Annotated in this window: 8 protein-coding genes and 1 riboswitch; of the genes, 7 read left to right on the forward strand and 1 reads right to left on the reverse strand. The window is 64.5% G+C overall.

Features of this window, described 5'->3' with window-relative positions; all coding sequences use genetic code 11:
- Positions 1-606 precede the first annotated feature (606 nt).
- The gene (gene ggt / locus AC0Z6F_RS12370) at positions 607-2,325 is read left to right on the forward strand and encodes a gamma-glutamyltransferase (protein ID WP_100469601.1); all 1,719 of its coding nucleotides are present in this window, start codon (positions 607-609) and stop codon (positions 2,323-2,325) included.
- Positions 2,326-2,886: 561 nt separating this feature from the next.
- Here ggt and AC0Z6F_RS12375 read toward each other — a convergent pair.
- The gene (locus AC0Z6F_RS12375; protein ID WP_006390329.1) at positions 2,887-4,464 is read right to left on the reverse strand and encodes a BCCT family transporter; all 1,578 of its coding nucleotides are present in this window, start codon (positions 4,462-4,464) and stop codon (positions 2,887-2,889) included.
- 66 nt (positions 4,465-4,530) lie between these two features.
- Here AC0Z6F_RS12375 and AC0Z6F_RS12380 point away from each other — a divergent pair, with 66 nt between their 5' ends.
- From AC0Z6F_RS12380 to AC0Z6F_RS12405, 6 genes are all read left to right on the forward strand, one after another.
- Entirely contained in the window at positions 4,531-4,671 is a 141-nt protein-coding gene (locus AC0Z6F_RS12380) for a hypothetical protein (protein ID WP_154354822.1), read from the forward strand.
- 39 nt (positions 4,672-4,710) lie between these two features.
- Positions 4,711-4,812: riboswitch (TPP riboswitch) on the forward strand.
- An 82-nt stretch (positions 4,813-4,894) separates the two neighbouring features.
- Entirely contained in the window at positions 4,895-6,739 is a 1,845-nt protein-coding gene (gene thiC, locus AC0Z6F_RS12385; protein ID WP_012512035.1) for a phosphomethylpyrimidine synthase ThiC, read from the forward strand.
- Positions 6,740-6,873: 134 nt separating this feature from the next.
- Positions 6,874-7,545: an ion channel gene (locus AC0Z6F_RS12390; protein ID WP_100435214.1), complete on the forward strand. Its 672-nt coding sequence runs from the start codon at positions 6,874-6,876 to the stop codon at positions 7,543-7,545.
- A 269-nt stretch (positions 7,546-7,814) separates the two neighbouring features.
- Positions 7,815-10,139, forward strand: a complete 2,325-nt coding sequence (locus tag AC0Z6F_RS12395) for a winged helix-turn-helix domain-containing protein (protein ID WP_012512033.1) — start codon at positions 7,815-7,817, stop codon at positions 10,137-10,139.
- A 114-nt stretch (positions 10,140-10,253) separates the two neighbouring features.
- Complete coding sequence (locus AC0Z6F_RS12400; RefSeq protein WP_006390157.1) at positions 10,254-11,153, forward strand: helix-turn-helix transcriptional regulator; 900 nt, start codon at positions 10,254-10,256, stop codon at positions 11,151-11,153.
- Positions 11,154-11,202: 49 nt separating this feature from the next.
- Positions 11,203-14,166: a TonB-dependent receptor plug domain-containing protein gene (locus tag AC0Z6F_RS12405; protein WP_006390155.1), complete on the forward strand. Its 2,964-nt coding sequence runs from the start codon at positions 11,203-11,205 to the stop codon at positions 14,164-14,166.
- The last annotated feature ends 136 nt before the right edge of the window (positions 14,167-14,302 follow it).

Below are 14,302 nucleotides of genomic sequence, written 5' to 3' on the forward strand. Positions count from 1 at the left end.
CGTCGTGGTGGTGCTGGTCCTGGTTTTGAAGGTGGCGTTGTTCATGGTGGTTGCGTCTGAAACCAGGTCCTGAAATGAAAAAACCCGCACCGGGGCGGGTGCGGGTTTTTGATGAGTTCCGGTGTGTTTGTTGCTTACACGCTGGCTCGTCCCGCACCTGTTGGTTGGGTAATAAGTACGAGCACAAGAATCGAACGCAGCGAGGCGGCGCCGATGTCGGCGGCTTCAATGTGGGTTCGCGGTGGCGTGTTGTGATGCAACATGTGATCGAGAGAAACACAGCCGTTTCGGCGATGTCAACCCTTGCGATGGAATTTCCATCGGTTGCTGCTGCATCCAGCGCAATCGCTTGCAGCACAAGGATGGTTGCCGCTGAAAGTGTTTCGGTGAACCCGAATTCACTCTTTTCGTTGTGGTTTTTGCGCGGGAATGGGGGCGTCTCTGCCGCTTCGCTCGCCGGGCATGGCCCGGCGCTACCGGGTACTGTGCGGGTAGCGCCGGGCCATGCCCGGCGGATCACCCGCCTGGTCCATGACCTCTGCCCGATACCGCATGAAGGCCGCAGCGGCGAAGATCGGGGCATCACCCTTCCACCGGAACCCGACCGTGTCCCGACGCCTTGCCCGTTCCCTGCTCGCTGCCGCCGTGCTGGCTGCCGTGCCCGCGCTGTCCTTCGCCGCCGATCGCATCACCGGCCATAGCTTCGCCACCCGCTCGGAGGTGATCGCCCCGCATGCCATGGCCGCCACTTCGCAGCCGCTGGCCACCCAGATCGCGCTGGATGTGATGAAGGGCGGTGGCTCGGCGGTGGACGCGGCGATCGCCGCCAACGCCGCACTCGGCCTGATGGAGCCGACCGGCAACGGCATCGGCGGCGATCTGTTTGCCATCGTCTGGGACCCGAAGACGCAGAAGCTCTACGGCTACAACGGCTCGGGCCGCTCGCCGAAGTCGCTGACCCTTGCCGAGTTCCAGCGCCGTGGCCTGAAGGAGATTCCCGCCACGGGCCCGCTGCCGGTGTCGGTGCCTGGTGCGGTCGACGGCTGGTTCGCCCTGCACGACCGTTTCGGCCGCAAGCCGATGGCCGACAACCTGGCCCCGGCCATCCGCTATGCCCGCGACGGTCACCCGGTGGCTGAAGTGATCGCCTACTACTGGGACCGCTCGGTGCCCAAGCTGTCGCAGTATCCGGGCTTCAAGGAGCAGTTCACGATCAATGGCCACGCCCCGCGCAAGGGTGAGATGTGGAAGAACCCGAACCTGGCCAGCACCCTGCAGAAAATCGCCGACGGTGGCCGCAATGCCTTCTACAAGGGAGACATCGCCCGCACCATCGGCGACTACTTCAAGGCCAACGGTGGCTACCTGAGCTACCAGGACATGGCCGACCACCACGGTGAATGGGTCGAACCGGTCAGCAGCAACTACCGTGGCTACGACGTGTGGGAGCTGCCGCCGAACAGCCAGGGCATTGCCGCGCTGCAGATCCTCAATGTGCTGGAAGGCTACGACTTCTCGAAAATCCCGTTCGGTTCACCCGAGCATGTGCACCTGTTCGTTGAAGCGAAGAAGCTGGCCTTCGCCGACCGCGCGCGCTTCTATGCCGACATGGCGTTCCAGCCGGCGCCCGTGCAGAAGCTGATTTCCAAGGACTACGCCGCACAGCGCCGCGCGTTGATCTCGATGGACAAGGCGCTGAAGGAAGTGCAGCCGGGCACGCCGAAGCAGCTGGAAGAAGGCGACACCATCTACATGACCGTGGCCGACGCCGACGGCATGATGGTCTCGCTGATCCAGTCCAACTACCGCGGCATGGGCAGCGGCATGGCGCCGCCGGGGCTGGGCTTCATCCTGCAGGATCGTGGCGAGATGTTCGTGCTGCAGAAGAACCATCCCAATGGCTACGCACCGGGCAAGCGCCCGTTCCAGACGATCATCCCGGCGTTCATCACCAAGGGTGGCAAGCCGTATGCCAGCTTCGGCGTGATGGGCGGCGCGATGCAGCCGCAGGGCCACGCACAGATCGTGATGAACCTGGTGGACTTCGGGATGAACCTGCAGGAAGCCGGTGACGCACCGCGCATCCAGCATGAAGGCTCGACCGAACCGACCGGACAGGCCACGGCGATGACCGATGGCGGCGAAGTGAATCTGGAGACCGGGTTCCCGTATGAGACGGTGCGTGCGTTGATGCGCAAGGGGCATCGCATCGTGTTCGCCGACGGGCCCTACGGCGGGTACCAGGCGATCATGCGTGATCCCGAGACCGGGGTTTACTACGGTGCTTCGGAGAGCCGCAAGGATGGGCAGGCGGCGGGGTACTGAGGTTTTCCGGCCACCGGGCTGAGCCCCCTCTGCGGTGATGGTTCGTGGAAGCGGGATCATGTGATTGGGCCGGGCGGGTGGGCTGGTCGGGGGACGCCTTGAATCCGTCCCTGGAGGCTTGGCCGCGGCATCCATGCCGCGGACACCCCCGCCCAGCCCACCCGCCCGGCCCCTGACAGTTTCCGTGCCCGTCACCGCAGGAAAAGAAAAAAGAAGATCAAAAGCAAAGGCAACAGCAACAGCTGCGCGCTGCGGGTTGGGGTCGGATCCGTTTTCCGGAGGAAAACGGATCCGACCCCTTCCTGTTTTCCGATACACCTCATCCACGCATGCCGTGGATGGACCAACCGTCACACGTAACCTGTCGGGGGTGGGGCGGTGTGGGTGGGCAGGACCGTTGGCGCCATGGATGGCGCCATCGAGCCCCCATGGACGGGTTTACGGCGTGTCCTGCCCACCCACACCGACCCGCCCAACCAGTAGAAGCCCAGAGCTGCTCTGGGTTTTGAACTTGCTCTTGCTTGAAAGAAAAGCGGTGCAGCCGCAGGCTGCAAAACTCCCTCAATCCTGATCGTGCGCGCGCGCCGCCTCCGCCTGGGTCTCTTCCTGCGCCGCCATCTCGCGCGCGATCCACGCGTCGATCATGTGCCGCTGGCGCTGCGCCTGCCGCCGCTCGCGGGTGTACTCCTGGTCCAGTACCCGGTACAGCGACACCATCACCAGCACCATCAGCAGCGCGAATGGCAACGCCGCGATCGTGATCATGCCCTGCAGCGCATCCAGGCCACCGGCGAGCAGCAATGCGGCTGCGATCAATGCCACCGCGATGCCCCAGGCCAGCTTGCGCTTCAACGGCGGATCGCCTGCCTCGTCAGTGGACATGCTGGCCAGCACCAGCACCGCCGAATCGGCTGATGTCACGAAGAAGATCATCAGCAGCACCAGTGCGATGCAGGAAAGCAGCAAGGGCAGCGGCATGCTGTCAAACAGGGTGAACAGCACCGTCTCATAGCCGTTGCCCAGCGCCTGCACCAGGTCGGCGTGGCCGAAGATCTGCGCCCACAGTGCAGTACCACCAAACACCGCGAACCAGAAGAAGCCCAGCACCGTCGGTGCCAGCACGACGCCGATGACGAACTCGCGGACGCTGCGCCCACGCGAGATGCGCGCGATGAACGAGCCGACGAACGGCGCCCAGGAAATCCACCACGCCCAGTAGAAGATGGTCCAGTCCGCTACCCATGTGCTGCCCGAGAACGGCGACATGCGCAGGCTCATCGTCACCAGCTGGTTGAGGTACGACCCCAGAGTGGTGGTGAACGTATCGAAGATGAATCCGGTCGGGCCCAGCACCAGTACGGTGGCCGCAAGAAGCGCGGCCAGCGCAAGATTGAAGTTGGACAGCCACTTCACGCCGCGCTCGACACCGCTGGCGGTGGACGCCATGTACAGCACGAACGCGATGGCGATGATGGTCAGCTGCAGTGGCACACCCGCGTGCAGGCCGAACACGCGTTCCATGCCGGCAGCGATCTGGATGGTGCCAAAGCCCAGCGTGGTGGCAACGCCAATCGCGGTGGCCACGACCGCGGCGATGTTGACCACGCGTCCGATCCAGCCACGATGGTGGCGGCCGATGATCGGTTGCAGCATGTCACTGACCAGTCCACGGCCATTGCGGTTGAACTGGAACCAGGCCATCGCCAGGCCGATCAGCGCGTAGATTGCCCATGGATGCAGGCCCCAATGGAAGAACGCATAGCGCATCGAAGCCCGCGCCGCGTCCATGCTCTGCGGTGCAAGGCCTTCCGGAGGCTTGGTGAAGTGGGAAATCGGCTCGGCGGCGCCCCAGAACACCAGGCCGATGCCCATGCCGGCGGCGAACAGCATCGACATCCAGCTGGCGCGCGAGAACTCCGGCTCGGCATCTTCACCGCCGATGCGCAGGTTGCCGAAGCGACCGAATGCCAGGTACATCAGGAAAGTCAGCGCCAGGAACACGACCAGAAGATAGAGCCAGCCGACACTGCGGATGACATCGGCGAGTACCGACTGAACGACGGTATTGAACGGGCCGGGCGCGAAGCCAGCCAGCAGCACCAGCAGCAGAACGAGTGCGATGGAAACGCGAAACACCATGAAGGAGCTTCTCCGATCAAGGGATTGAGGGGAGCGAGCAGAGCTTGCTGCGAGGGGGCCGGCGGCATGCAGCACGAACCGGGCAGGAGCCGCGAAGGCGGCAAAGGAAACATCGGCCGCAGCGGCACGATGCGCGTGCACGTTACTGAATGCGATGTCACGGTTCTGTTAATGCCGATGGAGCAGCGCCACGCCATGCATGGATGAACGGCCATGAGCTGCAGTGCGTTCTATGCTCTAATGCACGGCAAGAAGCGGGGGTACCGCGGCCATGTGGCCACGGTTGAGACAGTCCCTTGGAACCTGATCCGGCTCATACCGGCGTAGGGAAGCTTTGCAGTGCAGCCATGCCCGGACTCCGCCCAAGGACCGTCCGGATGCGGCCGCAGTGCGCCGCCGCTTCGTCCCTGACCTTCCTGGACGATGCCCGATGAACGCACAGCTCTCCGCCCTGCAGCAACAGGCCCAGCAACTCTCCGAATCCGTGACCCGGCCCATTCCCGGTTCGCGCAAGATCCACGTGCCCGGTTCACGCCCGGATCTGCAGGTGCCGATGCGCGAGATCGCGCTGACCCGCACGCCGACCTTGTTCGGCGGAGAAGAGAATGCACCGGTGACCGTTTACGACACGTCGGGCCCGTACACCGACCCGGAGGTGCGCATCGATCTGTCCGCTGGTTTGCCGGCACTGCGTCGCGGCTGGGTGGAAGAACGCGGTGATACCGAGCGGCTGGAAGGACTGAGTTCTTCGTTCGGTCGCGATCGCGAGCATGACCCGAAGCTCGATGCGGTGCGCTTCCCCGCGCGCAGCCTGCCGCGCCGTGCGCGCGCAGGTGCCAACGTCACCCAGATGCATTACGCGCGCCGCGGCATCATCACCCCGGAAATGGAATTCGTCGCGATCCGCGAGAACCAGCGGCTGGAAGCGATCCGCGATGCCGGCCTGTTGCAGCAGCATCCGGGCGAGGCGTTCGGCGCTTCGATCCAGAAGATCATCACGCCGGAGTTCGTGCGCGATGAAATCGCGCGCGGCCGTGCGGTGCTGCCCAACAACATCAACCATCCGGAAAGTGAGCCGATGATCATCGGCCGTAACTTCCTGACCAAGATCAACGCCAACATCGGCAACAGCGCGGTGTCCTCCGGTATTGCCGAAGAGGTGGAGAAGCTGGTGTGGGCAATCCGCTGGGGCGGCGACACGGTGATGGACCTGTCCACTGGCAAGCACATCCACGAGACCCGCGAGTGGATCATCCGCAACTCGCCGGTGGCGATCGGTACCGTGCCGATCTACCAGGCGCTGGAAAAAGTCGACGGCCGCGCCGAAGCACTGACCTGGGAGATCTTCCGCGACACCCTGATCGAGCAGGCCGAGCAGGGCGTGGACTACTTCACCATCCACGCCGGCGTGCTGCTGCGCTACGTGCCGCTCACCGCCAAGCGGGTCACCGGCATCGTCAGCCGCGGCGGCTCGATCATGGCCAAGTGGTGCCTGGCGCACCACAAGGAGAACTTCCTCTACACCCACTTCGAAGACATCTGCGAAATCATGAAGGCCTACGACGTGACCTTCTCGCTGGGTGATGGCCTGCGCCCGGGCTGCATCGCCGATGCCAATGATGCTGCGCAGTTCGGTGAACTGGAAACGCTGGGCGAGCTGACGAAGATCGCCTGGAAGCATGATGTGCAGACCATGATTGAAGGCCCCGGCCACGTGCCGATGCAGCTGATCAAGGAGAACATGGACAAGCAGCTGCGTGAGTGTGGCGAAGCGCCGTTCTATACGCTGGGCCCCCTGACCACCGACATTGCGCCGGGCTACGACCACATCACCAGCGCGATCGGTGCAGCGATGATCGGTTGGTTCGGCACCGCGATGCTCTGCTACGTGACGCCGAAGGAGCACCTCGGCCTGCCCAACCGCCAGGACGTGCGCGACGGCATCATGGCCTATCGGATCGCCGCCCATGCGGCCGATCTGGCCAAGGGCCATCCGGGCGCGCAGGTGCGCGACAACGCGCTGAGCAAGGCGCGTTTCGAGTTCCGGTGGGAAGACCAGTTCCACCTTGGCCTGGATCCTGAGAAGGCCAAGGAGTTCCACGACGAGACACTGCCCAAGGACGCGCACAAGCTGGCCCACTTCTGTTCGATGTGCGGTCCGCACTTCTGTTCGATGAAGATCACCCAGGACGTGCGCGAGTACGCCGAGTCGGGCATGAAGGAAAGGTCGGAGGCATTCCGTGCCGCCGGTGCCGAGGTCTATCACCAGGGCTGATCCCGCCCAGATAGCGCCGGGCCATGCCCGGCGACGTGGGGGTTCAGGACAGCCGCCGGGCATGGCCCGGCGCTACCGGAGCCTCACATCCATCCCGGCTATCCTCGCCGCATCGCCCAGGGGAAAAGGACGCCATGCCCGTTGCCGTGACCACCCGCTGGCTGGCCATCGCCCGCCGCCATCCGTCTGCATGGCTGCTGGGCGCGCAACTGCTGGCGGTAGTCCTGTATCCGGCGCTGGATGACACTGCTGGGGCGCGCGCGGCCTTGGGCATGTTCGGCATGGCGGTACTCGGCCTGGCGCTGTGGGTGGTCCAGCGCAGCCCGCTGGGCACCTGGCTGGCGCTGCTGCTGGCCATTCCCTCGGTGGTGTTCTCGCTGGCCGGCGCACTGCTGGACCGGACTGCCCTGTTGACCACTGCGCAGTTGCTGGAAAGCCTGCTGTATTTCTATACGGCGGGGGCCCTGATCGCCTACATGCTGCAGGACCATAAAGTCACCCGCGATGAACTGTTTGCTGCTGGAGCAACCTTCACACTGCTGGCCTGGGCCTTCGCATTCACCTTCGCGGTCTGCCAGCAGTGGTATCCGGGCAGTTTCCAGGGCACTGGCGGTGGGGCGCAGCGGACGTGGATGGAGCTTCTTTATCTGAGCTTCAGCTTGTTGTCCGGAGTGGGTTTGAGCGACGTGGTGCCGCTGCACCCGCAAGCGCGGGCACTGGTCATGCTTGAACAGTTCGCAGGCGTTATGTACGTGGCGCTTGTCGTATCGAGATTGGTCGGTCTGACCATGCTTCGGCGCATGTGAAAATGAACGCCAGATAAAAATTTCGCGCCCAAGAGGGCGCGAATAGTGAAGCAGATTATGTGAATGCGTCGGCGAGAGAGAGCCTGAGTGTCGACCCCGTCATAGGCGGGGTAACCGGCTTAGGCTAATATCCGGGGGCGATATTGTTTTTGCGGTATGCGCCGATGCTTTGTGCGGAATCTGGCTTTTCGATGGCCCTGTCCAGGGACGGTAGGGGCGGTATTGCTGGTGAACCCTGCCCAGACCCCGTCCCTACTGTATAGCGGAAGATGAACAGCAGCGAATTCCTGCCCGTCGAGGCCGACCGTATCCAGGTTGGCGACTGCGTCATCACCTTGTCCTCGCGAGAGGTCGAGGTCGAAGGCGCACGTCGACCTCTCCGGTTGACGCCGAAGGCGCTGGGCGTGCTGCGGGTGCTGATGCGCCAGCCGGGGCGGGTCGTGACCCGTGAAGAGCTGTTTGCAGAAGTCTGGCCCGATACGCTGCCCACCAATGACGTGCTGACCCAGGCGGTCACCCAGCTACGCAAGGTGTTCGCCAATGACGACGACAATGGCCAGGCCTACATCGAGACCATCGCCAAGAGCGGCTATCGCCTGTTGGTGCCGGTGCTGGTGCTGGATGACGTGGCGCCTGTCGTGGAGGTTGATGCGGTCCCTGAGGTGATGCCCGCGCTGGCAGGTGCCAGTGCGATTCCGACGGCGACGGTGTTGCCGGCTCCTTCACGGCGCAGTGGATGGCGGCAGTTGCGCCGGCAACTGCTGTGGGTGCTGGGTGTGCTGATGCTGGCCGCGCTGGTGGTCATGGCCACGCTGCTGTTGCGCCGCGGACCGGAAACGAGTTCGCCAGTGGATGCGGCGGTCGAGAACGGTGTGCGGGTGATCGGCAGCCCGCAGCGCCCCTATCGCTTGATCACTGCGACCAGTGGTTTTGAGACGTATCCCACGCTTTCGCCGGATGGCTCGCAGGTTGCCTATGAAGGCGCCAACGAGGACGGTGCCGGCGGCGGCGCCATCAAGGTGCAGACGTCCGGTAATGCCCCGGCCAGGCAGCTGGCGCTGCCACCCAAGGGTGCCAGTGACCGTTTCCCGAGCTGGTCGCCGGATGGGCGCGAGATCGCTTTTGCCCGTTTCAGTGCCGATGGGGGGTGCCAGGTATTGATCGCCAGCGCGACCGGAGGCGTCGTGCGCCAGGCCACGCGCTGCGACGGAACCGAGCTGCTGAGTTTCGACTGGACCCCCGATGGCCGTGGCCTGGTCTTCGGCAGCATGGTGGGCCGCTACGCCCATCGTGGTATCCGCGTGCTCGACCTGGCCAGCGGGCAATGGCGCGCGCTGGCGTATGAGGTTGACCAGGATGATTTCGACTACGCGCCGCGTTACTCGCCCGACGGCAAGTGGCTGGTGTTTGTCCGCAACCCGCAGATGGGCGACCTCTGGCGGATGCCAGCAGGCGGCGGTGCGCTGGAACAATTGACCAACGAGTCCGCCGAGCAGCGCGGCTGGGCCTGGCTGGGCGACGGGCGCAGCATCGTGTTCGGCCGCCGCGTCGACAGCGAGGTGCGCCTGTACTACCTGGATGTCGAGCGGCGTACGCTGCGTGATGCCGGCCTTGATGACGCGCAATGGCCGACGGTGTCACGCCATGGTGACGTGTTGGCTTTCGTCCATCGCCGTGCACAGTTCGGTGTGTTCAGGATGCCGATGGCAGGCGGGGGCGCCGAACGCCTGTTCGCCTCCAGTGGGCGTGACGGTCAGCCGATGGCAGCGCCCGATGGCCGCCAGCTGGTCTTCACCTCCGACCGCTCCGGCAGTTTCGCCTTGTGGTGGGCCGACATGCAGCGGCCGGATTCGCTGCGGCCGATCGAGGGGTTGCGGCCGGAAGGCCGGCAGGCGCCGGACTGGTCGGCTGACAGCCGCCAGTTGCTGGTGGTCGGTCGTGACGAGCACGGGCGCACCGTGGTCTACGAAATCGCACCGCGTGACGAACGCCTGCAGCCGCTGCCGGTTCCGGTCGAACAGCCATTGCAGGCGCTGTATGGGGCGACCCCCGGACAGCTGCTCGTGGTCGAGCGCGATGCCGAGCAGCGCACCCGGTTGAGCCTGTTTGATCGCAGCGTGACCCCCTGGCGCCGGTTGGCCAGCATTGATGGCGTCTCCCAGGCCCGTTTCGATCGCGGTGGCGGCCGGGTGTTGTTCACCCGGCTGGCGTCCGGTGGCTTGTGGTCGGTGGACGCGTCGCTGTCCCCGGCCAGCGTGCAGCAGGTCAGTGAAGACCGGCCCAGCCGGTGGCGCTATCGGACCTGGACCGTGGCTGGCGCGGGTGGCATTGGCTATCTCGGTACCTCTGCCGAGTGCGGTACCACTCTGGTCCATATCCAGGCCGGCAAGGAAGCGCCCGAACGCTGCCTGGATCGACAGCGCCTCAGTGCGGGCAACGGCATCAGTGCCAGTGCCGATGGACGCGATCTGTTCGTCGCCCTGGCGATCAGTGATGGCGCCGACATCGGCGTAATGCAGCTGCCCAAGCCCGCCCCGACGCTGTTCCCGGCATTCCTCAACTCGTTGATACTGAAGAAGAATATTTCTTCGTGATTTCTTCGTGGGGTTCTCGCCGCGAATTCGTGGCGATCTCGGCGGATTTTCCTGACGGCGTGACGCCTGATTAGGCAAAACGGAGGCCTGTATCAGGCAAACCCGTGGTGCCCCATGCGTCAACTCTCGCTGGCCGATCGCGGCCAAACCGTCTCCCTCGACAAGGCCCTCGACGATGTTGCGCCGACCTGCATGGGCGTGGCCCGGCTGGGCAGCCTGCAGACCGCAGGCACCAGCTTCACGGTCTGGCTTCAGGTCCGGGGCAATTCCTGGGTCGAGGCCAAGGAAGGACGCTTCCGCCTGCGCCACGGGGAGTGGATCGCCTTCGAGAAGGAGTCGCGTCCGCTGGTCCAGGCAGGACGCAGCAGCCTGTGCGTTGGCCTGAACCTGAACGCCGAAGCGCTGCGTGTACTGTCCGAGATGGCCGACTGCGGCCTGTATGCGGGCCGTGGTCGCATGAGCCGCGGCGACGCCCGGGTTGCCCTGCGCCTCTGGCGCGATGCCTTGGCCAGCGGCATGCCGGCACAGGCGCTGCGCCCATTGCTGCTGCATCTGGCGGGCCTGCAGCGTGGGCTGGCCGACAATGTGCAGCGCTGCCCGGGCCGGTCACGCAGCCGCAAACGCCAGGTCTTTGGCCGCATGCAGCGCGCCCGCCTGTATCTGGAAGGCAACAGTCACCGGGTGGTGCGCATCGGCGAGCTGGCCGAGCTGACCAATTTCTCCAGCTGGTACCTCTCCAAGACGTTCCAGAGCCTGTACGAAGAGAGCCCCCAATCGCTTTCGGCGCGGTTGCGCCTGGAGCGGGCAGCCGACCTGCTGCGCGATACCGACATGATGGTGGGAGAAGTCGCCGCGGCGAGCGGATTCGACAACTGCTGCAGTTTCGCGCGTGCCTTCCGGGCCCGCTACGGCCAGTCGGCCTCCCGCTTCAGGGAAAACGACGGCTTGCTCCCGCCACATTCTGCAAAGTCTCCGGTTGGGTCGCGCAAATACAGCGTCGCAACGCAATCGTAACGTGCTGAAGCGTTTTAACACGCTACTAACACGTACCTTGGAGAGATTGATGAACGTTCGCACCCCTGCTGTGCGGTTGGGCCTGCTGCCCGCCGGCATCGCACTGGCGCTTGCCCCGGCATTTGCTTCCGCCCAGGAAGCCAGTGCCCCCACCACCCTTGATCGCCTGGAAGTCACCGGCTCCCGCATCCGCTCGGTGGATGTGGAAACCTCCCAGCCGGTCCTCACCGTAAGCCATGAGGACATTCAGCGTTCGGGCCTGGTCAGCGTCGGCGACCTGCTGCAGAACCTGTCCGTGGCAGGCACCCAGACCTTCAGCAAGGCGGCCGTGCTGGCGTCCAACCCGGAACAGGGCGGCCAGTACGTCAGCCTGTACAACCTGGGTGAGCAGCGCACGCTGGTGCTGGTCAACGGCAAGCGCTGGAGCACCAGCCTGGCCGGCTTCACCGACATGTCGACCATCCCGACCTCGCTGATCGAGCGCATTGAAGTCCTGAAGGACGGCGCCTCGGCGATCTACGGTTCCGACGCCATCTCCGGCGTGGTCAACATCATCCTGCGCAAGAACTTCGACGGCGCCGAGGCCAGTGCCTATTACGGCCAGAACAGCCACGGCGACGGTTCCAAGACCCAGTACAGCCTGACCCTGGGTGCCACCGGCGAGCGCTCCTCGATCGTGTTCGGCGCGAACTACATCAAGGAAGATCCGGTGTGGGCCAAGGATCGTGGCCTGACCCAGTACTCCTATGGCCAGGGCCACAAGGAAGACGGTCTGAGCCCGGCGGGCCCGTGGGGCCGCTTCACCGATCCGCGTGCCGAAGGCACCGCCGGTGCTGGTGAATACAACAAGGCTGGCAAGTGGGTCCCGAACACCTGGGTGGTCAACCACACCGGTTCGTGGGACACCCCGGTCGGCGTTGGCCAGCCGTCGAACAACTTCAACAACTACCACCTGATTGGTCTGGACGACTACTACAACGCCTCGCAGCAGATGATGCTGAACCAGGGCGCTGAGTCGAAGACCATGTTCACCTCGGCCAGCTACGACATCAACGACAACCTGCGTCTGAAGTCGACGGCGATGTACTCCGAGCGTGACTCCAAGCGCCAGATCGCCGGCTACCCGCTGACCGGCACCTCGCAGCCGCAGTTCCCGGTGGCGATCAGCAAGGACAGCATCTACAACCCGCTGGGCAACTGGGCCAACCCGGGCGCCGGCGTTGACATCGGTGGCTGGGGCCGTCGTATCTTCGAACTGCCGCGCATCACCCAGAACAACGTCAAGTCGCTGCACTTCGACGCGGCCCTGGAAGGCAACTTCGACTTCAACAACCGTCCGTTCGACTGGGATGTGGGCATCAACTACAACCAGTTCGATGTGACCCAGACCAGCTCGGGCAACATCAACCTGCTGGCACTGAAGAACGCCCTCGGCCCGTCGTTCATCAACGCCAACGGCGTCGCCCAGTGCGGCACCGCTGCCAACCCGATCGCGCTGGGCACCAGCCCGGGCAGCTGCGTCCCGTTCGACCTGCTGGGCGGCGCCAGCGCCGCGACCCCGGATGCGCTGAAGTACATCAACACCCTGCTGAACTCGACCGGCCAGAGCAAGAGCAAGCAGTACTTCGCCAACATCACCGGTTCGCTGTTCGACATGCCGGGCAATGCGGGCGAGTTCGCCTTCGCTGCCGGTTACGAGCATCGTGAAGTGTCGGGCTACGACCACCCGGACGCGCTGTCCTCCTCGGGTTACACCACCGAGCTGGCCGCCCAGCCGACCGAAGGCAAGTACAAGACCAACGAGTTCTACCTGGAACTGATGGTGCCGCTGCTGCGTGACCTGCCGGGTGCCAAGGAGCTGTCGCTGGATATCGCCAGCCGCTACTCGGACTACGACAAGTTCGGCAACACGGTCAACAGCAAGTTCAGCGTGACCTGGAAGCCGATCGACGACCTGCTGGTGCGTGCGACCTACGGCGAGGGCTTCCGTGCCCCGACCCTGGACGACACCTTCGGCGGTGGTTCGCAGACCTTCGACAAGTTCACCGATCCGTGTGATGCCGTGTTCGGCCAGCGCAGCAACCCGGCCGTTGCCGCCCGTTGCGGTGCTGAAGGCCTGGCGTCCGACTTCCGTCAGACCGACGCTGCTGGTCGTCCGATCAGTGCCCGTGACACCCAGGGCAACAACCCGTTCAACTCGGGCGTGGGCAACGACAAGCTGCAGCCGGAAACCAGCAAGACCCGCACCGCGGGCCTGGTGTGGAGCCCGAGCTTCGTCAGCGGCCTGAACGTCTCGCTGGACTGGTACAAGATCACCGTGGACAACGTGATCACCGCGCTGTCGGCGAACTACGTGCTGAACCAGTGCTACCAGAACGGTGTGCAGGCCTTCTGTGACCAGTACAGCCGTGGCGACGTTGCCAATGGCCAGCAGGTCACCGGCCTGAGCCGCGGCAATGCCAACCTGGGTTCGCTGGAAACCGAAGGCTACAACTTCGGCGTCCGCTACCGTATGCCGGAATACAGCTTCGGTACCCTGTCGTTCAACCTGGACACCAACTACCTGACCAGCTTCCGTCAGCAGGCCACCAAGGGCGCTGCATGGGATGACTACGCAGGCTACTGGAACTACCCGCGTGTCCGCGGCACCCTGGCAACCACCTGGACCAAGGGCGACCTGTCGGCCACCTGGACCATGCGTTACTACGGCGGCTTCCGCGACTTCTGCTACGACCAGGAAAATGGCCTGGAGTGCAACCAGCCGGATTACTACACCGAGAACGGTGGCTGGACCGGCGGCCTGGGTGCCAACAAGAAGGGTGCGATCGTCTATCACGACATCTCGGCCACCTGGCAGGCTCCGTGGAACGGCAGCGTGACCGTCGGTGCCCGCAACGTGTTCGGCAAGACCCCGCCGATCACCTACGCGGTGACCAACGCCAGCGCCGTGCAGCTGGACCCGATGCTGGATTACGACCGCTTCCTGTTCATCCAGTACAACCAGCGCTTCTGATCCATCGAAGCCTGAAGGCAATACGAGGAGGGCGGGCCGCAAGGCCCGCCCTCTTTGCGTTTGGCAGGGCCGGGTCGGGAAACTCTGAATCGGGCGGTTCAGCGACAGAGGTCACGCTTGTCGCAACTGGACCGCT

The sequence above is a fragment of the Stenotrophomonas sp. 1L-E-5-B-C3 genome (genome assembly GCF_057292075.1).